The sequence below is a fragment of the Mesorhizobium sp. Cs1299R1N3 genome, assembly GCF_037179625.1.
In the GTDB taxonomy this organism is placed as follows: Bacteria; Pseudomonadota; Alphaproteobacteria; order Rhizobiales; family Rhizobiaceae; genus Mesorhizobium; species Mesorhizobium salmacidum.
In genome coordinates this window covers 43993-65435 of sequence record NZ_JAPYKQ010000019.1, presented here as the reverse complement: position 1 = coordinate 65435, position 21443 = coordinate 43993, and the positions used below count along the sequence as shown (strand labels likewise).

21 protein-coding genes and 1 tRNA gene are annotated in these 21443 nt (G+C 61.2%); 11 read left to right on the top strand and 11 right to left on the bottom strand.

The genetic code is table 11. The features are described from left to right. Nucleotides 1-37: 37 nt before the first annotated feature. The 3 genes from O7B34_RS27660 to O7B34_RS27645 form a co-directional block, all read right to left on the bottom strand. A complete protein-coding gene (locus tag O7B34_RS27660; RefSeq protein ID WP_337148996.1) occupies nucleotides 38-1201 on the bottom strand; it encodes a D-alanyl-D-alanine carboxypeptidase family protein in 1164 nt (387 codons plus the stop codon). Between the two features lie 95 nt (nucleotides 1202-1296). Continuing rightward, a complete protein-coding gene (locus O7B34_RS27655) occupies nucleotides 1297-2520 on the bottom strand; it encodes a septal ring lytic transglycosylase RlpA family protein (RefSeq protein ID WP_337148995.1) in 1224 nt (407 codons plus the stop codon). A 1707-nt stretch (nucleotides 2521-4227) separates the two neighbouring features. Beyond that, on the bottom strand, nucleotides 4228-4407 hold the full coding sequence (locus O7B34_RS27645; protein WP_140711542.1) for a hypothetical protein: 180 nt from the start codon (nucleotides 4405-4407) through the stop codon (nucleotides 4228-4230). Between the two features lie 395 nt (nucleotides 4408-4802). Here O7B34_RS27645 and O7B34_RS27640 point away from each other — a divergent pair. Next, nucleotides 4803-4892, top strand: a tRNA-Ser gene (locus O7B34_RS27640). Between the two features lie 173 nt (nucleotides 4893-5065). Here the strand turns inward: O7B34_RS27640 and O7B34_RS27635 are convergent. Beyond that, nucleotides 5066-5278, bottom strand: coding sequence for a DNA cytosine methyltransferase (locus tag O7B34_RS27635; RefSeq protein ID WP_337149025.1), 213 nt, complete (start codon nucleotides 5276-5278; stop codon nucleotides 5066-5068). A gap of 81 nt (nucleotides 5279-5359) precedes the next feature. Then, nucleotides 5360-6877: a TerC family protein gene (locus O7B34_RS27630; RefSeq protein WP_337149023.1), complete on the bottom strand. Its 1518-nt coding sequence runs from the start codon at nucleotides 6875-6877 to the stop codon at nucleotides 5360-5362. Here O7B34_RS27630 and O7B34_RS27625 point away from each other — a divergent pair. Both O7B34_RS27625 and O7B34_RS27620 read left to right on the top strand, forming a co-directional pair. Beyond that, the gene (locus tag O7B34_RS27625; RefSeq protein ID WP_337149029.1) at nucleotides 6809-7024 is read left to right on the top strand and encodes a hypothetical protein; all 216 of its coding nucleotides are present in this window, start codon (nucleotides 6809-6811) and stop codon (nucleotides 7022-7024) included. The two genes, O7B34_RS27630 and O7B34_RS27625, sit on opposite strands and share 69 nt — an antisense overlap. Before the next feature lie 1058 nt (nucleotides 7025-8082). Beyond that, nucleotides 8083-8295, top strand: coding sequence for a hypothetical protein (locus O7B34_RS27620; protein ID WP_140711572.1), 213 nt, complete (start codon nucleotides 8083-8085; stop codon nucleotides 8293-8295). Between the two features lie 138 nt (nucleotides 8296-8433). Here O7B34_RS27620 and O7B34_RS27615 read toward each other — a convergent pair whose 3' ends face one another. Then, on the bottom strand, nucleotides 8434-9150 hold the full coding sequence (locus O7B34_RS27615) for an SDR family oxidoreductase (protein ID WP_337148994.1): 717 nt from the start codon (nucleotides 9148-9150) through the stop codon (nucleotides 8434-8436). A gap of 132 nt (nucleotides 9151-9282) precedes the next feature. Between O7B34_RS27615 and O7B34_RS27610 the strand changes: the two genes are divergently transcribed. Next, nucleotides 9283-10212 carry a LysR family transcriptional regulator gene (locus tag O7B34_RS27610; RefSeq protein ID WP_337148993.1) on the top strand — a complete coding sequence of 310 codons (930 nt, stop codon included), beginning with the start codon at nucleotides 9283-9285 and terminating at the stop codon, nucleotides 10210-10212. Nucleotides 10213-10261: 49 nt separating this feature from the next. Here the strand turns inward: O7B34_RS27610 and O7B34_RS27605 are convergent, their stop codons facing one another. Further along, nucleotides 10262-10495 (bottom strand): hypothetical protein, encoded by a 234-nt coding sequence (locus tag O7B34_RS27605; protein WP_337148992.1) that lies wholly within the window; start codon nucleotides 10493-10495, stop codon nucleotides 10262-10264. A gap of 321 nt (nucleotides 10496-10816) precedes the next feature. On the opposite strand from O7B34_RS27605, the gene O7B34_RS27600 reads away from it, so the two are divergent. The 7 genes from O7B34_RS27600 (at nucleotide 10817) to rimO (ending at nucleotide 16608) form a co-directional block, all read left to right on the top strand. Continuing rightward, nucleotides 10817-11614, top strand: a complete 798-nt coding sequence (locus tag O7B34_RS27600) for a sterol desaturase family protein (protein WP_337140264.1) — start codon at nucleotides 10817-10819, stop codon at nucleotides 11612-11614. A gap of 188 nt (nucleotides 11615-11802) precedes the next feature. Further along, entirely contained in the window at nucleotides 11803-12609 is an 807-nt protein-coding gene (locus O7B34_RS27595) for an alpha/beta fold hydrolase (RefSeq protein WP_337148990.1), read from the top strand. A 101-nt stretch (nucleotides 12610-12710) separates the two neighbouring features. After that, complete coding sequence (locus O7B34_RS27590; protein ID WP_337148989.1) at nucleotides 12711-13382, top strand: DUF2161 domain-containing phosphodiesterase; 672 nt, start codon at nucleotides 12711-12713, stop codon at nucleotides 13380-13382. A gap of 70 nt (nucleotides 13383-13452) precedes the next feature. Further along, nucleotides 13453-13740 carry a TfoX/Sxy family protein gene (locus O7B34_RS27585; protein ID WP_337148988.1) on the top strand — a complete coding sequence of 96 codons (288 nt, stop codon included), beginning with the start codon at nucleotides 13453-13455 and terminating at the stop codon, nucleotides 13738-13740. Between the two features lie 110 nt (nucleotides 13741-13850). Continuing rightward, complete coding sequence (locus tag O7B34_RS27580) at nucleotides 13851-14258, top strand: DUF930 domain-containing protein (protein ID WP_337148987.1); 408 nt, start codon at nucleotides 13851-13853, stop codon at nucleotides 14256-14258. Nucleotides 14259-14442: 184 nt separating this feature from the next. Further along, nucleotides 14443-15129, top strand: a complete 687-nt coding sequence (locus tag O7B34_RS27575) for a TerC family protein (protein ID WP_140505329.1) — start codon at nucleotides 14443-14445, stop codon at nucleotides 15127-15129. Between the two features lie 165 nt (nucleotides 15130-15294). Further along, entirely contained in the window at nucleotides 15295-16608 is a 1314-nt protein-coding gene (gene rimO, locus O7B34_RS27570; protein WP_337148986.1) for a 30S ribosomal protein S12 methylthiotransferase RimO, read from the top strand. Between the two features lie 74 nt (nucleotides 16609-16682). On the opposite strand, the gene O7B34_RS27565 is transcribed toward rimO, so the two are convergent. Genes O7B34_RS27565 through O7B34_RS27550 form a run of 4 tightly spaced genes read right to left on the bottom strand, consistent with a single transcriptional unit; the run spans nucleotide 16683 to nucleotide 21426 of the window. Further along, nucleotides 16683-17750, bottom strand: coding sequence for a BMP family ABC transporter substrate-binding protein (locus tag O7B34_RS27565; protein ID WP_027142704.1), 1068 nt, complete (start codon nucleotides 17748-17750; stop codon nucleotides 16683-16685). A 51-nt stretch (nucleotides 17751-17801) separates the two neighbouring features. Further along, a complete protein-coding gene (locus tag O7B34_RS27560; RefSeq protein ID WP_337148985.1) occupies nucleotides 17802-18722 on the bottom strand; it encodes an ABC transporter permease in 921 nt (306 codons plus the stop codon). Next, complete coding sequence (locus O7B34_RS27555) at nucleotides 18722-19852, bottom strand: ABC transporter permease (protein WP_337148984.1); 1131 nt, start codon at nucleotides 19850-19852, stop codon at nucleotides 18722-18724. The genes O7B34_RS27560 and O7B34_RS27555 overlap by 1 nt, the downstream gene beginning before the upstream one ends. Next, nucleotides 19849-21426 carry an ABC transporter ATP-binding protein gene (locus O7B34_RS27550; RefSeq protein ID WP_337148983.1) on the bottom strand — a complete coding sequence of 526 codons (1578 nt, stop codon included), beginning with the start codon at nucleotides 21424-21426 and terminating at the stop codon, nucleotides 19849-19851. Before O7B34_RS27550 ends, O7B34_RS27555 begins: the two co-directional genes overlap by 4 nt. Between the last annotated feature and the right edge of the window lie 17 nt (nucleotides 21427-21443).

Genomic DNA, 21443 nt, shown 5'->3' with positions numbered 1-21443 from the left:
ATAGTCCGCGACAGGCAAAACGTCCATGCCGTCGGTACTATCGAAGCCAGCCGACCGCCAGTTCCTTGACGGCATCGAGCGCGCGTTGCGGCAACGTGCCGACGCCGATCGACTCGGCCGCGAACAACGGTGTCTCCTGGCTCAGCGTGTCGCCGATCCAGACGCGCAGTGCGCCCACCGGTTGCCCCTCCTCCACCGGTGCGGCGACCGGGCCAGTGTAGATGATCCTGGCCGTCAGCTTGTCGCGGTTGGTGATCGGCAGGAAAATGTCGATCGGACCTTTTGCCTTAAGCGTCACGCCGGATTTCGCACCGCCAAAGACCTGGGCCTCCCCGACCACCTCGTCCTTGGCGAAGATCTCGGTCTTCGCGAACGAACGAACGCCCCAATCGAGCAGTTTGCGCGCTTCTTCGGCACGCTCCTTGTCACTGGCCAGCCCGCTCATTGCCGTGATCACCCGCGTGCCACCGTGGCTGACCGAAGCGACGATGCCGAAGCCGGATGTCTCGCTCGCGCCCACAGCCAGGCCGTCGGCGCCGATGTCCATCGCCAGCAACGGGTTGCGGTTCCTCTGCGAGATCTTGTTCCAGGTGAAATCCTTCAGGCCATAGTAGCGATAGAAATCCGGGTATTCGCGCCACAGATGCAGGGCGAGCTGCGCCAGCTCGCGCACGCTTGTCTGCTGGCCATCGGCCGGCAGGCCGGTCGAATTGACGAAAGTCGATGTCTTGAGGCCGATCTGGCGCGCGCGTTCGGTCATCTCCGCGGCAAAATTGTCCTCGGATCCGGCCATGCCTTCGGCGATAACGATGCAGCCGTCATTCGCGGCCTGCACGGTCACTCCCTGGATCAGGTCCTCGATCCGGATCGCCGATTTGAGCTTTGCGAACATCGTCGAGGTTCCCGACGGCGCGCCGCCTTTGCGCCAGGCGTTCTCGCTGACCACGAACGTATCGTCGAGTTTGAGGCGCCCGGACTTGAGGGCGTTGAAAACCACCTCCATCGTCATCAGCTTGGCCATCGAGGCCGGCGGAATGGGTTTGTCGGCATCTTTCGAAAACAGCACCGTGCCGGTGTCGGCATCGATCATGAAGGCCTGTGCGGCCTTGGTCTCGAAAAGCTGCGCTTGGGCCGGCGAAAGCGTGAGCAGGAGACCGAGGAGAAAGAACCCGGCGAAAGGCTGTAGCAAGCGAAACTGCATGAAATTCGACCCGTTGGCCGGCCCCTCCGGCATGCCGAAACTATCGGGCTTTTTCGCTGAGGGATCAACAGCCGGGCGGAAAGCCGGCTGTTGGATCAGTCGCGCACGACCAGCGCATCGGGTGCACCGTGGGACCATGCCGCCTTCAGCAACTCGTCCAGGCCGCCATGGCCGTCCGGATAGAGGTTGACCGCATACCAGTCATTGCCGTCGAGATCGGAGCGCTGGATTTCTATTCTGCCGAAGGGCTTTAGTGCCGAGGCCACGCGTTTGGCTTCGCTAGCATCGTCGAACGTGCCGGCGGCGACATAATCTGGGCTGGACGGCGCCGCATGGCGGCCGTTCTTTTTCCACGACCGCAGGATGTCGGCGGGCGACATGCCGCTGTCATCCAGAGCGGCAAAGACATCTGCGTGATGGACGCGTTCATTCGCATAGGACAGCGAGGCCATGGCGAACGGCGGTTGCGGCGGCAGGCTGATCTCCGGCCGTTCCGGCACGATCGGTCCGAAATCGGGCAGCGCCAGATCGCCGAAAGCCGCCGACTGCGCGGACATCTGCCCCTGCACCGGGGTTGCGGCATCGGTCAGCTGACCTGGAAACGGCACTGCGGCCGCGCCGACCGGAAGGCTCGGCGAAGGCCCGTTCATGGCCACCATGACGCCGGTCGGCAGGCCATCCGACGGATCCGGTATGCGGTTGCCTGGATGGTAAGAGGCCATCAGGTACTGGTCGTCATTGCCGTCGAGCGGCGCGCGGCCGACATATTCGACCTTCACCTTTGCGGTGCCGACCTTGTCGTAGTCCAGCATCTGCGCGGCTCGCTCAGAGACGTCGATGATGCGGCCCTCATGGTATGGGCCGCGGTCATTGACGCGCACGATCACCGAACTGCCGGTTTCGAGGTTGGTGACGCGGGCATAGCTGGGCAGCGGCATGGTCGGATGCGCCGCCGTCAGGTGCGCCGTGTCGTAGACTTCGCCGTTGGCGGTCAGCCGGCCATGGAAGGCGTCGCCATACCACGAGGCCAGACCCACCTTGGCGTACTTCTTGTCTTCTTTGGGATAATACCACTTGCCGCGAACCTGATAGGGCTTGCCAAGCTGATCGCGGCCGCCGCCGCGCCGCATGAAGGCAGCGCGCGGACTGGCCTTCACACCATATTCGGTCTCGGCGAAATATTCCTTGGAGCGGGTCTTCTTGTAGACCATGCCTTTCGGCTCAGGCTGCGATGCGCAAGCAGCAAGCAATGCAGCAGACGCTGCAAGCAACGCAACCGTGGCAACGCGACGAAGACGCGGGTGCGTCACAGCCTGCATTCTTGATTGTCCCCTAAAGTCTCAACCAAAGACGTCGTATCCGACCATCAGAGGAGCCAAGCACTCACTCGACAATGCCAACGACGTCTCGAACCCCGATCCTTTGTGCGCAGGAATTGTTTATCACGGTATTAACCGATTGTGGCCGGAACCGGGCAAGATTGTGACACTGCCCGTCCTGTCGTTGGCTAGGGAGAGGTATGCCTTTGCGGCGCCTGCCTGCAGGAAGCGATCAGGCGGTTGATCTCCGCTTCATCGGCAAGTTGCTGGCGTCGGAAAGCCGCCGTAGCGGCTCCAAGGCCAGGAGCAGCGGTGATCGCACCCGCGAGAGCGGAGCGTCGCGTCTGTGCGTGTGACATTTGGTAGTTCTCATCAGGAAGGGCTGTTCAGTCGCCGCCCTCGGGAGGCTTCTCCCCGAGGGCGGGCAACATCGGCTTACCGAATGATAGGCTCAATCCAGAACTCAACAACGCAACGCTTACACAACAGCCGATACAATAGACTTTGAACGTTTTGGTTCCGTTAGCGATGGCTAAAAATTAGAAAAACCAACCGCCTTCATGCACGGCACCGGCGGAAACGGCGCGGGCGGAATCCTCTTCTAAAGAATTCTACCTCTTTCCATGCACCAGTCTAAGCCCATTAGCTTGCTGGCAGCCGATACTGCAAATGGTACGGTAGTATTGAAATTGGAGGCTTTATACATGTCGACCCAGAACACAAACGGCTCGGAAAAGAAACTCGACCAGAGCCTTGTATCGGAATCCCAAGCGCGCCGGGACTTTCTTAAGAAGGCGGGGCGTTTCGCTGCGGTTACGCCGCCCGCTGTAACTCTCCTGCTCGGCACAAGCTTGAATTCCAAGGCGATTGCCAAATCAGGCGGATCGCGTCCTGGCAACGGATGGGGGGACAAGAACCACACCCACGCCGGCCCTCCCGGTCAGGTCCACACTCAAGCCAGCCCTCCCCCTCAGGTCCATACTCAAGTCGTGTTCGAGCGAGGCCACTCTGACAACGTCGGCGGCGGATCCCACGGAGGATCGAGGGCAGGCGATCCTAACTAGCAACCAAGCCCTCTGGATAAGGCCGAAGCGCTGGCGGTATCAATCGTCGCCACGGTCGAGAAGCTGAGGGATAACGGCTGATGCCCGCCTGGCCTGCGAGATCGCAAAAATTAACGGATCGTTGACCGCGCTGTCCTATTCTGAGACAGCGCGGTCTAGTCCCATCCGGACTGCGCAGGCGGCTCCGGCAACACAGCCCCCGCCGCACTGTCGGAGCCGCCACCATACTAGCCTGAAGATACCAGCAATGGTTGAATCAACTGTTACTGCAGTTGTTGCAAATAGAGCGAAACGGTTCTCCCTAATAAGATCTTTGTTTGCAGCGCTCCTTGAATCCCCGGCTTCGATCGGCAGTTAGCCTGATCACCGGCACATCGGACGATACCGAGCCATCGGCCCACAACGACCGCGCTTTGGTCTGCACCGAGCTGCGTCGGCCGCCTTCCCGCCACCAGATGCAAAAAAGCCCGCCGGGCATCCCCAGGGATGAATCAAGGGACATAGCCGGAGCGTTGGAAACCCAAGCTATCTCTTAACACGTGAGAAGCGGCATAGAGGTTTCAAGGCGTGAGCTAACGCCACTGAGGAACGGTAGCGGGCCTGTTCGAGGCCAGCATAGGTCAACGATGGGCGGTGGGGTCGGCTATTTCGACTCCACGCCCAGCTCAGGCCGCATGTCGATCGTATCGCCATCTCCATGCACGGCATCATGATCCCAATTGTTCGTCTTCTCGGGCGTTTTGACGACAGCCTCTCGGGTGTCCCTGTCTTTGTCCTTGCGGGGCTTTGGACCTGGCACGTCGCGTGATGACTTCGGTTCCATATGCGCCTCCTTTAGTTCTGTCCAGAAACAAGGACGGGAGGCTCGGGTTCCAAAAACAAGAAAGTCCGCTGCCTCGGGCAGCGGACTTTCGCTAGGAGTTGAGGGGACATCTCCATGCTTCGGAGACAGCAGACCAACAGTGGATTCGGTCCAATGTTAGTCTCTGTTTCGCGGCGCGTGCTGTGAGCGCCCAGGGTATTCGAACATCAAAATCACGCTGGACGTCTATTCCCATGTGATGCCGAGAATGCAGGCCGACGTAGCGGAGCAAGTTGACGTCGCGTTGCAGGCGGCTATAAGCAGCGATCGAAAAGGCAAATAGGTGCAAAGTGCGCAGCAGCCGGCGTTTCTCGACCGGACGCAGAATCAAAAAAGCGCAGCGTTTGTAACTACTTGGAGGGATGGCCGAGCGGTTTAAGGCACCGGTCTTGAAAACCGGCGTGGGCGCAAGTTCACCGTGGGTTCGAATCCCACTCCCTCCGCCACAACCTGTTGGTTTGTCTACGCAAAATTCGTTGACGAACCCACAACCCTGAAGCGGACTCCCTGCAACATTTCGCGATGCTACTGCAACAATAGTGCAACAGCTATCCTGTTGCACCGAGGCCCGATTCGAGCCAGTTGGGGATGAATTCCCATGACCGCGAGAATCAGGCGTTCAGAAGTATGTCTTTAGCAACTGTGTGGCGACCTCAGCTGCGAGCACCGGAGGCACCGCGTTCCCGACCTGCGCGAACTGCCGAGCCGTCGGCCCGACGAAGGCGTAGTCGTCGGGAAAGGTCTGAAGCCGCGCGCATTCCCTGACGCTCAGGGTGCGCGGAATCTCAGGGTGCAGGTGCGAGCGGCTGCCGTCGTTGGTGCCTCCCGCAATGACCGTCTTTGACGGCTCTAGAGAGGGGCGGCGGGCCTCTTAAGCTATGGCCCCACTCGTCGCTGAGGTGCTGGCCACAATTTAAGGACGCCCGTTTTGACCCCAGGCATCCTCATGATCCTTGACACGAACCTTACCGATACTTCGCTTGTCGAGTGAGACCACTTCAAAGCTCATTCCGTCGACCTGCAGCGTTTCGCCAGCCGCCGGCAGGTGGCCCAACTGCGTGAGGATGTAACCGCCAAGGGTGGAGTAGCGGTTTGTATCGTCGACGAAATCGCGGTCAATCGCGCCGCTGAACTGGCGAATGTCGACAAAGCCATCAGCCAGCCATGAGCCATCATCCTGGCGTTCGAGTGTCGCCGCTTCTTCGTCGATGTCAGGGAATTCGCCGGCAATCGCCTCAAGGATGTCGGTGGGCGTGGCGATCCCTTCGAGCGAGCCATGCTCGTCGACGATCATCGCCATCTGGACCGGCGAGCGGCGCAGCTGTTCCATGACCTTCAGCACGTTGGTGGTTTCGTGGACGATCACCGGTTGTCGGACGACGCGTGTCCAGTCGATCGATCTCCCGTCGATGAGCATGTTCAGGAGTTCCTTCGTGATCGCGACGCCGACGAACTCGTCGACCCTGTCACGGGCAAGAATGACGCGGCTGTGCGTCAGCTTGCAGATCGCTGTCTGAAGCTCGGATGGCTCGTCATTCAAGTCGAGCCACTCGACCTCGTTGCGCGGCGACATGATTGAGCTGACCGGTCGATTGTCGAGACCGAGCACGCCGCGGATCATCTCCTTCTCCTCGGGCTTGAAGAGGGTACCAGGCGCGACCTGCTCGGCAATCACGTCCACGGTCTCACCCAGCGGTTCTTCACCCACCCTGCCGCCAAGAAGGCGCAGCACCGCCGCTGACGTGCGCTCACGAAGATCGCCGGTCGTTATCCGCTTTTCCCGATTGTGACGCCCGACCTGGTTTGCTGCCTCGATGAGAACCGAGAAGCCGATGGCCGCATACAGATAGCCCTTCGGGACATGGAAGCCAAAACCCTCCACCACCAGGCTGAAACCGATCATCAGAAGGAAACCGAGGCACAGGACGACGACGGTCGGATGTTTCGACACGAAGGCCATGAGCGGCTTCGATGCCGCCATCATAACCGCCATCGCCACGCAGACGGCTGTGACCATCACCCAGAGCTCATCAACCATGCCGACGGCGGTAATCACGCTGTCGAGTGAGAAAACGGCGTCTAGCACGACGATTTGAACGATGACCTGCCAGAAGACGGCGTGAACGACCTTGCCTTCCTTGGGCCGATGCGAGCCCTCTAGTCGCTCGTGGAGTTCCATCGTGCCCTTTGCGAGCAGGAACACGCCGCCCAGGATCAGGATGAGATCACGCCCTGAGAATGACAGGCCAGCAACACTGAATAGCGGCTGCGTCAGTGTTACGATCCAGGAGATCGAGAACAGCAATACGATGCGCATGGCGAGCGCCAGCGCCAGGCCGAGCAGTCTTGCCTTGTTTCGTTGATGCGGAGGAAGCTTGTCGGCGAGGATTGCGATGAAGACGAGATTGTCGATGCCGAGGACGACTTCCAGAACGATAAGGGTTGTGAGGCCGATCCAGAGGTTTGGATCTGCAAGGAATTCCATGGCGGTACCTATCAGATTTTATCAGGCGAACGCGAAAAACCCCGGACCGAAGATCCGAGGCAAACGCCGCATGAATTACAAGCTATGAAATGAGAATATGGCTGGCATCGCAGGCGCAATGCCAGCCTAGATCGGTATCGATTCTCGCCTGTACTGTCGCCTTCTTCAGGCATTTCTAATTCTACTTCCGATCAGCGTGCGATAATTCCTATCGAAATGCTAAATATCATAAAAAAGCCAGTCGGGAAAGCGTGCGCTTCAGGAGCGATGCCCCCTGTTGCGTTCGGCGGCTCAGGGGGCAGGTACGTCTAAGTTATTGTCGCCAACTTTTGATAGTGTCGGACCCGCCGAATCCTTTACGGTCAGCGCAGCGAGTGCTCGCAATACGTTCGCTTGCGCGCGCCTCCTCGGCAGCCTCCACTTTGACAGCTTGCTCGACATCGAGTTCAGTCCGCCATGCGGCCACGACTGGGCGCGGTCCCTGCCCACCTGCTTGCACTCGCACCGGAACATCTTCACCAAGTCATCGTGCATGGGCGTGCTCAACCCCCAGGCGGGCGCCTAGCGCCTCAAGGTCGAACTTGACGGAATGTTTGCACTTGGGATGCCGCAAGTGACGTAAAACGAATCGCATCGGCAATGGTTTTGGACGTGGTGCGGCCTCGGAATGAGAAAATCGCCGCGCGCGGAATATGTTCCTATTGGCTGAGATTTGGCAAAATAAAAAGGGCCGGAAGCCGAACCCCGCCGGGCCTTGACGCCCCTGAATCAAGAAAACGCCCGCCACGTTTTGCGCAGCGGGCGCTAGTTCATGGGAGGAAATGAAACGCGTGCGGTCAAGGGTGGCCCCCTTTTACCCTCGATGACGATACGCCTCGCCTGGTTGGATAATAAGCGCGCAGCAGTTGAAGCACCGCATTATCCGGGTTGCGTGACTTTTCCGCCACAGACGAAGAAAGCCCGGGCACCTGAGCAGCCGAGCTAAACCTGCAAATATGCAGGTTTGATGTGGGGATCGTGTTTCCCTTCAGTGCAGCAGCGGGGCGCCGACGACGGCCAGCGCTGCGGTGAGGGCGAGGAGCGGCAGCAAAGGCAGGGAGGCGGCTTAACCATGCCGAATCTAGATGCGGTTGGCCTTCAGCAGGCGTACGATGGACTCGCGGGAGGGCATCTGGGAGGAGCCCTTTATGTTTGAAGTGCGGAGCTTTGTCGCCAAGATGGTGAAACGCGAGCGCGTAGCTGCCAAGCAGCGCGTGATGCCGCCGATAGTGAAAACACTCGCCGATCGGCCGGTTCACATCAAACCCCGGCCCGCCAAGAACAGACCGGCTCCGCCGCAGCATCACGCCGCCAGCAACATGTAGGCTTTCAGACGCCTGCACTTTCCGCACAGGACCGACGCTTAAGGATTGAGCGCCGACGCCCGAACCTTTGTCCCTCTTTCTCCAGAACCATCGTGCGGTGCCGGTGACGTTTGCGACGTTCCGCTTGGCGGGCCTATATCACCAGGGGACGGTGCGGCCGAGATAGTCGACATAGGTCAACCCCGGGGTTCCCCGCCTGGCAAGCAGGACGTTCACAAGGCTGGGCACGCTTTCCTCGATGCTCAGCCGTCCATCTGGTCCGCCCAACTCAGTACGGACCCATCCGGGCGCCATCAGCACCATGGCACGCGATTTTGCGGCATGACGGGCCGCGAAGCTTCGCATGAACATGTTCAGCGCCGCCTTGCTGCCGCGGTAGACCTCACGTTGACCTGTTTCGTTGTTGGAAATGCTGCCCTGCCCGGACGACATCACGCCGATCAGACCGGTCGCCGGGACAAATGGCTCCAGGCTCTCGAGGACACGCATCGGGCTGAGTGCATTTGTGACCATCACGCGAACGAACTCGTCGGTCGCCACATCAGCGATCGTTTCAGCCGGGTTGTTTGTCACGCCGGCATTGACGAACACTATGTCGAATGCCCTGCCCGACAGCCGGTCGCGCAAGGCCGCGACCTGATCGGGCTCGCAGATGTCGACCGTCTCGATTTCGAGCCGGCGGTCGAACTCATCCGCGAGATCGTGCAGCTTGGTCCGGCCGCCGCTTGCCCGGATCGTGCCAACGACGTGCCAGCCTTTCCTGAGGAACTCGGCGGCCATTGCATGGCCGAGGCCGCGCGATGCGCCGATAAGAAGGGCTGTACCTGATGGGGTGTTCAGAAAGTCTGCGGACATTGGGCAATCTCTTTCGTTTGCTGGGTGACCGCAGATATGGGCAAGCGGAAGCCCCGCGCCAGACGCGCCAAATTCAAACTATGGTTGCATCCGGCGCTATGTCTGCCAGAACAGCTGCGATAAGGCTGTGCCATGGACAATGTGGACATGAACCTTCTCGTGGCGCTGGACGTCTTGCTTGCCGAAGGCAGCGTGACGGGGGCGGCCCGCCGGCTCGGCTTGAGCACCTCGGCGATGAGCCGGACGCTCACGCGACTTCGCGCTGCCACCGGCGACCCGCTGCTCGTCCGGGCCGGACGCGGGCTTGTGCCCACGCCCCACGCCACGGAATTGCGCGATCGCGTCCATGAGCTCAGCCGGGATGTGCGAGCTGTTCTTCGGCCGCAAAACATGCGCCTGGACTTGGCCACGCTCGAATTGACATTCACCATTCGCGCCAGCGAAGCATTCCTGGAATTCCTTTCCGGCCCGGTCGTGATTGCGGTCACCCGTGCGGCGCCCCGTGTTCGCCTGCGCTTCGCACCCAAGCCCGACAAGGACGCGCGTCCGCTTCGGGAAGGTCTCATCGATCTGGAGATCGGTTTGCTTGGAACGTCCGCGCCCGAGGTACGCACCCAGTTCCTGTTCCACGACAAATATGTCGGCGTGGCCCGGGCCGGACACCCGCTTCTGACGGGCGCCTGTGTGACGCCCGAACGCTACGCCGCCTGCAAGCATGTGGTGGCATCACGGGAAGGAAATGTCGTCGAGCCGATCGATGGAGCCTTGGTGAAGCTTGGCCTCGGACGCACCGTCGTGGTTGTCGTGCCGGGCTACCCCGATGCAATGCGGATCGTGCGCCAATCGGATCTGGTCGCGACCGTGCCGCGCTCGTGTTTCGGCAATGCCGGCGCAAGCGACCATGCCGTCACGGCGGGTCTCGAGAGCTTCGAGCTCCCGCTTCTCATTCCGGAGTTCAAGATATCGGCGATGTGGCATCCTCGCATGGACGCCGACCCGGCCCATCGTTGGCTGCGCGATACCGTCATGTCGGTCTGCCGGGCGGCCTATCCCCGTCGATGAAGCGTGATCGCGCAGCGATAGTAAGTCCAACGCCAAGGCGCCGACTTGCTCATTCCGATTGCTGTGTGCGCTCCGCGATGGCAAATGCCTGCAGGTTCCTGGCCTTGCCGATGTCCTGGTCCGCGTTCGCGATGATCGAAAAGAAGGCTGCTCTCGCAATGTCCTTCTTGGAGGCCTTGGGGTGCGCTTTCCGGGCAGCTTTGACAAGCTGCTTGGGAGACATGTCGGGCGTGACGATCCTCATGAGAGTGTCGCCGATCGCACTCATTTCGCTTGCGTCCATGATGGGCGTCCCTGTGCTGACCGCAATGTCACAATAGCAAGGACAACTCGCGACCGACAATATGGTTCTGGAAATGAAAAACCCCGCCGGCAGGGACCGGAGGGGTTAGTCCTGGGAGGACGCGCGTTGCGCTGCGTTCGACAAGCGCGCGCCGACCAAGTAGCGCCAGCTTGCGACACGGATGTGACACCCGGCGATTGCGTGGGAAGCCGTGAGCGTGACACAGGCCGCCGGCATCAAGCCTTTCGAAAGGAGAAATGTGGTTCTGTTCGAAACTGAAGCGCGGGTGGCGCTGGCCAAAGGCAAGGCGATAGCGGTCGAATGGATATCTTTGGCATCAAGGGGCTGTTGATCTGCGCGCTGATCTTCATTCCGTTCGAGCATCTGTTTGCAGAGCGACCGCAGAAGATCCTGCGCAACGGCTTGGGTGTCGACCTGATCTATGTGCTGTTCAACGGCCTCGTCGTAAAGGCAGTAGTAGTCCTGATCGCGGCGAACACGCTCGAAGCCGCTGCAATGCTGGTCCCGCAATCGGTAACGCACGCGATCGGCGGCCAGCCAATCTGGCTGCAGGTCGCCGAAATCATCGTGATTACCGATACAGGTGTCTACTGGGCACACCGTGCGTTTCACGAAATCCCCGCGCTTTGGAAGTTCCATGCGGTCCATCACGGCATCGAGGAACTGGACTGGCTCGGTGCATTCCACTCTCACCCCGTCGACTCCATAATCACGAAGGCAATTTCGCTGACTCCGATCTTTTTTCTCGGATTTTCCGAAGCTTCGATCGGGGTCTTTTCCGTCATCTACTTCTGGCACACTCTGCTCGTTCATTCGAATTTGCGAATTCCGTTCGGCCCCTTGAAGTGGCTTATCGCCAGCCCGCAGTTCCATCGCTGGCACCATGCCAACCAGCGCGAAGCCTACGACAAGAACTTCGCCGGACAGTTGCCCCTCCTCGACGTGGTGTTCGGCACCTATAATGCGACAGGCAACAAAGTGCCTGAGAAGTACGGCGTCGATGATCCGGTCCCTTCCAGCTACTTCGGACAGATTGGCTACCCACTGCTGCGCCGCAGGAAACGATCGAATCGGGCAGCGCCGGAGAGCAAAGGCTGACGGCAAATATTGACCGCAGCTGTTGCCGCCCGATGTGGCTGCTTCGCGCCGAACGGCGTTCATGGCGGCAACACAACCCCACTTGTCGTGTCGGCTGATGGCAGCAGAAATTCCTTCGTGGGTTGGTGTCGGCGGGCGCCGGCGATAAATGTAGGTCCTGCGCAATTTGCCACGAGGCTGGTTTCGGCATGGATTATCGCGACGACGACCTCACGAAATTCGAAGCGCACGGCGCCGCTCCTTTGCCGGCCGCGGCGAACGAAGGCCAGGTGGAGCACGAGGGCGCAAAGATCTGGTACGCGACGTTTGGGACGGGTTATCCCGTGATCCTGTTGCATGGTGGCCTTGGCCATAGCGGCAATTGGGGATTTCAGGTCCCGTCATTGGTCAAGAACGGCTATCAGGCCGTCACCATCGACAGCCGCGGCCATGGACGCAGCACCCGCGACGAACGGCCGTACAAATACGAACTGATGGCCTCGGATGTCCTGGCGGTGATGGATCGCCTGCAATTGAACAAGGCTATCGCAGTGGGTTGGAGCGATGGCGCCTGCGTTGCCCTGATCCTTGGCATGAAGGCCGCCGATCGCATCGCGGGTGTGTTCTTCTTCGGCTGCAATATGGATCCCAGCGGCACGAAGGAGTTCGAGGCCAGTCCGGTCATCGAGCGGTGTTTCAGCCGGCACAAAAAGGACTATGCCGAGCTGTCGGCCACGCCAGGTCAATTCGATGCGTTTGTCAAAGCTGTCGGCCTGATGATGAAGAGCGAACCCAATTATGGCGCCGCCGAACTGGGAGAGATCGGCGTGCCCGTGGCGGTCGTCCAAAGCGAGCACGACGAGTTTATCAAGGACGAGCACGCGATCTATCTGGCCCACAGCATACCGGGATCGGAATTGGTCATGCTGCCCGAGGTCAGTCATTTCGCGCCCTTGCAGCGTCCCGACCAGTTCAACCACGTGCTGTTGGCTTTCCTCAAAATAATTCATCCTTGAGCCCGCCCGCACCGCTTCCGGAGTCCCAACTCCGGGCCATGCACGCGAGACATCATTTCGCCTGCGAGGCTTTTCACGTCGAATCGGCTAAGCCTTGCGGCATGAACGAGACCTCACTTTATGCGCCGGTGAAGCGTTTCCTCGAAAACCTCGACTTCGTCGTGAAAGGCGAAATCGGCGGCTGCGATATCGTCGCGCTGCGCGAGGGAGAGCCGCCGATCGTCGTCATCTGCGAGTTGAAGCTGCAGTTCAATCTCGAGCTGGTTCTGCAGGGCGTCGACCGCGCGGCTGCTTGCGATGAAGTGTGGCTGGCGGCGCGCATGTCGGCGCGTGGCAAGGGGCGCGAAAGCGATGCCAGGTTCCGCAACCTTTGCCGTCGGCTCGGCTTCGGCCTGATTGGCGTGACCGCCAATGATCGGGTCGAAGTGCTTCTCAGTCCGATCGCCGTGGCGCCGCGCAAGAATGCGCGACGGCGTTCTCGCCTTGTCGACGAGCACCAGCGCCGCCGCGGCGATCCTGTCGCCGGCGGAGGATCGCGCACTCCGATCATGACCGCCTACCGGCAGAGCGCCCTCGCCTGCGCCGCAGCGTTGGTGGACGGGCCCAAGCGCCCACGCGACCTGAAGGCGCTGACGCCGCTTGCGCCAAAGATCCTGCTGCATAATGTCTACGGCTGGTTCGCGCGCGTCGACCGCGGCGTCTACGATCTCACCGACGCGGGCCGTGCCTCGCTGATCCGTTGGCCGCAGGCCTCGCACAGTTCGCCAGGATGATCGTGAGCGTGCTCTATGCCGTCGGTCAGTTTGAGCGGGATTTGCCGATCGAACCAGGGGATGCATGGTGATGGTGCGCATCCTGGACATGCGAAACCTTGGCCCGGCGATGGCGCGGATGTTGGCGGAAATCGACATTGTCTCCGACGACGATTTGCGCAATCTCGGCTCGGTCGAAGCCTATCGTCGCCTGAAGTTTCGATTTGGCCGGCATGTGACGATCCTCGCGCTCTATGCCATGGAAGCTGCATTGTGCGACTGCGATTGGCGGAATCTCGACCAGGACAAAAAGGTATTTCTCCGACAACAGGTTGGCGCCGGCCAAGTCTTGGGAACGGCGTTACGCACGCCTCGCTGATCCGTTGGCCGCGGTCGTCCGACGATGAAACACGACACGGGATTTTGAACGCGCCGACCGCCTGAACACGGGAACCTGCCAGGCCTGTTGGTTGATTTTTCAGACAAAACATGCTGCTAGTCCCGCCCATGAAGACACTATGTATTGCGGCCGTGGCGTCCTTGGCCCTGGCTTTTCCGGCCAGCGCCATGGACAGCGCCCTGCGCGCCGGCCTCCTGAAACTCGACCCGCAAACTCGCCTCGAACAGCGTTGCGACGCCGAAATCCTCGACCGCATCTCTCATGACGACCGCAAGTTCAAGGCCGACCGCGTCGTCGCATACGCCTTCGCGACGCCAGAGATGAGCGCCGACGCGATCCGGAGCCCCGGTGCGGCGTTCCGCAGCAAGGGACAATGGTACCGGCTGAAATTCAAATGCCAGACGGGGCCGGACCATATGGAAGTTCTCCAGCTCCGCTATCGGATCGGGGATGAGATCCCGGAAGCCGACTGGGCGAAGTACAATCTGTACGATTAGGTTCTCGCGGGCTCGCACCGGCATCTGGCTGCAGTCGGCGGCTGTTGAGAATCTCGCGTGGTTCCACCGCCACGAAAATGGTTTCCCAGCGTTGTCCGGTGCCGCGACTTGACGCCAGCGGACCATGCCTTTAGGCCCGTTTGGACGATCGACGACGAACACTCGACGAAGGGCTTCCAGGTCGATGGAAATTTTTACCACCGCGGGCTTTTCGGCTCTTCTTCAGGTCATCGCTATCGATCTTGCCCTAGCGGGCGACAATGCCATTGTCATCGGCCTCGCGGCGGCCGGCCTGCCGGTCAGCCAACGCAAGCGAGCCATTCTTGTCGGCATCGCGGCTGCCACCGTTCTTCGCATTTTCTTCGCCTTGATCACGCAATGGCTGCTGACAATTGGTCCCATGTTGCTTATCGGTGGCGGCCTGCTTTTGCTGTGGGTTTGCTGGAAGATGTGGCGCGAATTGCGTGTCAGCCACGACGACGAGCGCGACGCCACCGAAGCGCTGTCGAACGGCGACTTCGACAAGGATGGCGTCGTCGGCGGCAAGGGGCCAAGCAAGACCTTCTCGCAAGCCGCCTGGCAGATCGTCATTGCCGACGTGTCGATGTCGCTCGACAATGTTCTTGCCGTGGCGGGAGCGGCCATGAACCATCCGACGGTGCTGATTGTCGGACTGGCGCTGTCGATCGCGTTGATGGGCTTTGCCGCGTCCTTCGTCGCGCGCCTGCTGCACAAATACCGCTGGATTGCCTATGTCGGCCTGGTCATCATCCTCTATGTCGCGGTCAAGATGCTGCTTGATGGGGCCGTGCAGCAATTCCCCGATCATTTCGCTTTTTTGGCACCCTGGTTCGGATCGGGAGGCCACTGAGCCACCCTGATGGCGTGGACCAGCCCATCGACAGGTTTGCTTGATTGCTGAACCCGTGCTATTGCGCCGCGCGTATTGGCTCCGGCCATGCGCCACAGACCGACATTTACAGCGACTTGAGGCCGGGGAACCGTTTCGGCCCGTGCCCCCATTGGAAACTTGCCTATGTCCGCCCCTCGCGTCAGTTTCGTCAGCCTTGGATGCCCGAAGGCGCTCGTGGATTCCGAGCGCATCATCACGCGTCTGCGGGCCGAGGGCTACGAGATCGCCCGCAAGCATGACGGCGCCGATCTCGTTGTCGTCAATACCTGTGGTTTCCTTGATTCCGCTCGCGACGAGTCGCTCAACGCCATCGGCTCCGCGCTTTCTGAAAACGGCAGGGTCATCGTCATCGGCTGTCTGGGCGCCGAGCCGGACGTGATCCGCGAGAAGCACCCCAACGTGCTGGCGATCACGGGGCCGCAGGCCTATGAGAGCGTGATGGCCGCCGTCCATGAGGCTGCCCCTCCCTCGCACGATCCCTACATCGACCTCCTGCCGCCGCAGGGCGTCAAGCTGACGCCGCGCCACTATGCCTATTTGAAGATTTCGGAAGGCTGCAACAACCGTTGCACCTTCTGCATCATCCCGGCACTTCGCGGAGATCTCGTTTCGCGGCCGGCGGCCGATGTGCTGCGGGAAGCCGAAAAACTGGCCAAGGCCGGCGTCAAGGAACTCCTCGTCATCTCGCAGGACACCAGCGCCTACGGCATCGACATTAAGTACCAGACGTCCATGTTCGGCGACCGCGAAGTGCGGGCGAAATTCCTCGATCTCTCGGAGGAGCTGGGCAAGCTCGGCATCTGGGTTCGCATGCATTATGTCTACCCCTACCCGCATGTCGCCGACGTCATCCCGCTGATGGCCGAGGGAAAAATCCTTCCCTATCTGGATATCCCCTTCCAGCATGCCTCGCCGCAGGTGCTGAAGAACATGCGCCGGCCCGCCCATGGCGAAAAGACGCTTGAGCGCATTCGCGGCTGGCGCGACGTGTGCCCGGATCTCGCGATCCGCTCGACCTTCATCGTCGGCTTCCCCGGCGAAACGGACGACGATTTCGAGATGCTGCTCGATTGGCTGGATGAAGCGAAAATCGATCGCGCCGGCTGCTTCAAATACGAGCCGGTCAGAGGCGCCCGTTCCAACGACCTTGGGCTCGAGCAGGTTCCGCAGGAGATCAAGGAAGCGCGCTGGCATCGCTTCATGCAGCGCCAGCAGAAGATCTCGGCGACGCAGCTTGCCAGGAAGGTCGGCAAACGGCTGCCGGTGCTGATCGACGAAGCGCACGGGAACTCGGCAAAGGGCCGCACCAAATATGACGCGCCTGAGATCGACGGCTCGGTCCACATCCAGTCGCGCCGGCCGTTGCGCGCCGGCGATATTGTCACCGTCAAGGTCGAGCGCGCCGACGCCTATGATCTCTACGGTTCGGCCGTCTGACCCTTCCTCGCTTTCCCGACAAATGAAAAGGGCGCCTCGCGGCGCCCTCTCCATATCGAAATGTGATCCACCGCTTATTGCGGCAGCTTGTCGTCGACGCCCTTGACGTAGAAATTCATGCCGAGCAGCGTCCCGTCGTCGGCGACCTCGCCGTCCTTCAGCCATGCCGAGCCGTCCTGCTTGGCGATCGGTCCGGTGAAGGGGTTCCAGCCGCCGGCGATCTTCTTTTCGGTCGCTTCGGCCATAGCCTTCACGTCGTCGGGCATGTTGGTGTAGGGCGCGAGCTTGACCGCGCCGTCCTTGATGCCGAGCCAGACATTGTCCGGCTTCCAGGAGCCGTCGATGGCTGCCTGCACGCGGCTGATGTAATAAGGGCCCCACTCGTCGGTCAGCGAGGTCAGCTGCGCGTTCGGCGCGAACTTGATCATGTCGGACGACTGGCCGAAGCCGTGCAGCTTGCGCTCTTCGGCCACCTGCAGGGCAGCGGTCGAGTCGGTGTGCTGGACGATGATGTCGGCGCCCTGGTCGAACAGAGCCTTGGCGGCGTCGGCTTCCTTGCCCGGATCGAACCACGAGTTCACCCAGACGATCTTGGCCTTGAAGTTCGGATTGATCGATTGCGCGCCGAGCATGAAGGAGTTGATGCCCATCACCACTTCCGGGATCGGGAAGGAGACGATGTAGCCGGCGACGCCGGACTTCGATTCCTTGGCGGCGATCTGGCCGAGCACGTAGCGGCCTTCATAGAAGCGCGCATTGTAGATGCCGAGATTGTCCCCGGTCTTGTATCCGGTGGCGTGCTCGAACATCACCTTGGGAAACTTCTTGGCGACCTTCACTTCGGCGTCCATGAAACCGAACGAGGTGCCGAAGATGATCTTGCAGCCTTCGCGCGCCAGACGCTCGAAGGCTCGGTCGGCGTCGGGGCCTTCGGAGACGTTCTCCAGATAGGCGGTTTCGACCTTGTCGCCGAGCGCTTTCTCGACCTCGAGGCGCCCCTGGTCGTGCTGGTAGGAATAGCCGAAATCGCCGATCGGGCCGGTATAGACCCAGCAGGCCTTCAACTTGTCAGCGGCCTCTGCGGACGCCGCCAGCGACAAGGCCGCTGTCGTCGTCATCAGGGCAATAAGCAGTTTTTTCATTGTGTTACCTCTCTGTGTTAAGCCTTGGAGCTTCCCGTCTTTTTGTTATTGTCAACGATCCGGAACGAATGGCTGCCCCAGGGAGGCCGGCGTGTTCATCATCGTCAGACGCTTGTTGCGCGAGATTAGAACGAGAACCACGACCGTTGCCAGATAGGGCAGAGAAGAAAGCATCTGCGAGGGCACCGGAATGCCAAAAGCCTGTGCATGAAGCTGGCCGATCCACACCGCGCCGAAGATGTAGGCGCCGGCCAGCACCCGCCATGGCCGCCAGGATGCGAACACCACCAGTGCCAGCGCGATCCAGCCGCGGCCAGCGGACATGTTCTCGACCCACTGCGGCGTATAGACCAGCGACAGATGCCCGCCGGCAAGACCGGCGCAAGCGCCGCCGAAGATGACCGCCAGGTAGCGGTAGCGGATGACCTTGATGCCGAGCGCATGCGCCGATGTGTGGCTGTCGCCGATCGAACGCAGCGTCAGCCCGGTACGCGTCTTGAACAGAAACCACATTACCGCGGCCGTCAGCGCGATCGAAATGTAGAACACTGGATCCTGGCCAAAGAGCAGCCTGCCCACGACCGGAATCGAGCTGAGGCCGGGAATGTCGAGGTTGGGCAGCCTGACGCCAGGCTGGCCGACGAAGCGCGTTCCCATCATGCCGGAGAGGCCGAGACCAAGCAGTGTCAGTGACAGGCCGGTCGCCACCTGGTTGGTGGCCAGCGACAGCGTCATGACGGCAAACAGCAGGGAGAAAAGCGCTCCCACGGCGATCGCCGCCAGCAGGCCGATCCAGGGCGATCCGGTCAGATAACCGGCTCCGAAGCCGCCGACGGCGCCCATGACCATCATGCCTTCGACACCGAGATTGAGCACGCCGGAGCGCTCAACCACCAATTCGCCGATTGCCGCGATCAAAAGCGGCGTCGCCGCCGTTGCGATGGTCAGGAGGATGTTGACGGCAATGTCCATCAGCGGGCTTCCTTCAACTTTGGCGCGACCTCGAGCTTCGCGGGGGCTTCCTGTTTGGTCAGCGCCAGGCCGATCAATCGGATGCGGTAATGAATGAGCGTGTCGCAACCGAGCACGAAGAACAGCAGCATGCCCTGGAACACCCTCGCCACCTTGTCGGAAATGCCGAGCGCGCTTTGCACCGCCTCGCCGCCGAGATAGGTCAGCGCCAGAACGAGGCCCGCGGCGACGATGCCGAGCGGATTGAGGCGGCCAAGGAAGGCCACGATGATGGCGGTGAAGCCATAGCCGGGCGAAATCACGGGCTGCAGTTGCCCAATGGCACCGGAGACTTCGGAGATGCCGGCAAGGCCGGCCAGCGCGCCCGACAGCAGGAAGGCGAAGAACACCATGCGGTTCAGGCCGAAGCCGGCGAACCGCCCTGCCCTCGGACTGGAGCCCAGCACGCGGACCTCGAAACCCTTGAGCATGCGGCCCATCAGGATCCAGATCAGCACCGCCGCAACCAGGGCGAAGACGAAGCCCCAATTGGCTCGCCCGGCATCGGGCATCAGCTCCGGCAGCACGGCCGAGTCGCCGAACTGGATCGTCTGCGGAAAGCCGTGTCCCTGCGGATCGCGCCAGGGACCGCGCACCAGCCAGTCGAGGAACAACTGCGCGACATAGACCAGCATCAGGCTGGTCAGGATCTCGTTGGTATTGAACCGGGTCTTCAGCAAGGCCGGGATCGCCGCGTAGGCCGCACCGCCGACCATGCCGAGCAGAAGCATCAGCGGCAGCACCAGCGGGCCCTCGAATTGCGGAAACAGCACGGGAATGATGGAGCCGAAGATTGCGCCGAAGATGAACTGGCCTTCGGTGCCGATGTTCCAGATGTTGGCCTTGTAGCAGACCGACAGGCCGACAGCGATCAGGATCAGCGGCGCGGCCTTGATTGCCAGCTCATGCAATTGCCAGACCTGGCTGATCGGCTCGATGAAATAGATCTTGAATGCGTTGAGCGGGTTGACGCCGAGCAGCGCGAACATAATGGCTCCGGCGATGATGGTCAGCGCGAAGGCGATGAACGGCGACAGCATCGAAAACAGCGCCGAGCGCTGCGGGCGTTTGACGAGTTCGAGGCGCATCATGCCGTCTCCAGCGTGTGTTCGGCGTGGCCGGGTTCGGCGCCGCCCATCAACAGGCCGACCTTCTCGAAAGTCGCTTCGGCGATCGGCATCGGCCTGGACAATTCGCCATTGTGCATGACCGCGATCGCGTCCGATATCTCGAACAGCTCGTCCAGATCCTGGCTGATCACCAGTACGGCCGATCCGCTGCGAGAGAGCTCGATCAAGGCTTGGCGAATGTGGGCGGCGGCACCGGCGTCGACGCCCCATGTCGGCTGGTTCACCACCATGACGCTTGGCCGGCGGTCGAGTTCGCGGCCGACGATGAATTTCTGCAGATTGCCGCCCGAAAGTGCCGCTGCTTCGGGATCTGGCGCGCTTTTGCGCACATCCATCGCCTCGATGATGCGTTGCGAGGCGGCGTAGACGGCGCCGCTCCTGACCATGCCACCGGTGCCGACAAAGGCCTTGCCGTCCGTGGCATGGCGCGACAGCAGGAGGTTTTCCGAGAGTTTCATGCGCGGCGCGGCACCATGGCCGAGACGCTCCTCCGGCACGAAGGCAGCCCCCAGCAGGCGCCGCCCGGTAATGGTGAGGCCGCCGGCGTCCTTGCCACGTATGCGCACCGAGGCGGTATCCTGCTGTAAAACCTCGCCGGAGACGGATTCGAAGAACTCGCCCTGGCCGTTGCCGGCGACGCCGGCAATGCCGATCACCTCGCCGGCGCGGACATTGAGGTTGATGTTCTTGAGCGGAATGGAAAACGGCGTTGCCGGCTTGCGGTTGAGGCCGCGGATTTCGAGCAGCGGCTGCGCGGTTTCGATCCCCTCGACCGGCGCCCGCACCACGGCCTGCACCTCGCTGCCGACCATCATGCGGGCGAGCGATGAAGCCGTCTGCTCGCGCGGATTGCAGTGACCGACCACCTTGCCATGCCGCAGCACCGTGGCGCGGTCGCAGATGCGTTTGACTTCTTCGAGCCGGTGCGAAATGTAGAGGATCGATTTGCCTTCCGCCCGTAGCCGCTCCAGCGTCTCGAACAGCTTGTCGGCCTCCTGTGGCGTCAGCACCGATGTCGGCTCGTCCAGGATGATGAGTTGTGGCGTCTGCAGCAGGCAGCGGATGATTTCGATGCGCTGGCGCTCACCGACCGAAAGGTCGCCGACCAGCGATTCCGGATCGAGCGGCAGGCCGTAACTGTAGGAAAGCGCCCTCGCCTTGGCCGCGATGCTGCTGATCGGCGAGCCGTCATCCAGCGACAGCGCGATGTTCTCGGCCGCCGTCAGTGCCTCGAACAGCGAAAAATGCTGGAACACCATGCCGATGCCGAGCTTCTTGGCGGCGCCAGGGCTGGTGATCCGCACCGCTTGGCCGTTCCAGAAAATCTCGCCCGAATTGGGCTCCAGCGAGCCGAACAGCATCTTGACCAGCGTCGACTTGCCGGCGCCGTTCTCGCCGAGCAAAGCGTGGATTTCACCTTTGGCGATGTTGAGGTCGATATGGTCGCACGCTGTCAACGTGCCGAATATCTTGGTCAGGCCACGAACCTCAAGCAGGTTCGCCCCGTCATGATTTGCACTCACAGTGCCTCCCATCCGGATTACCGGACATG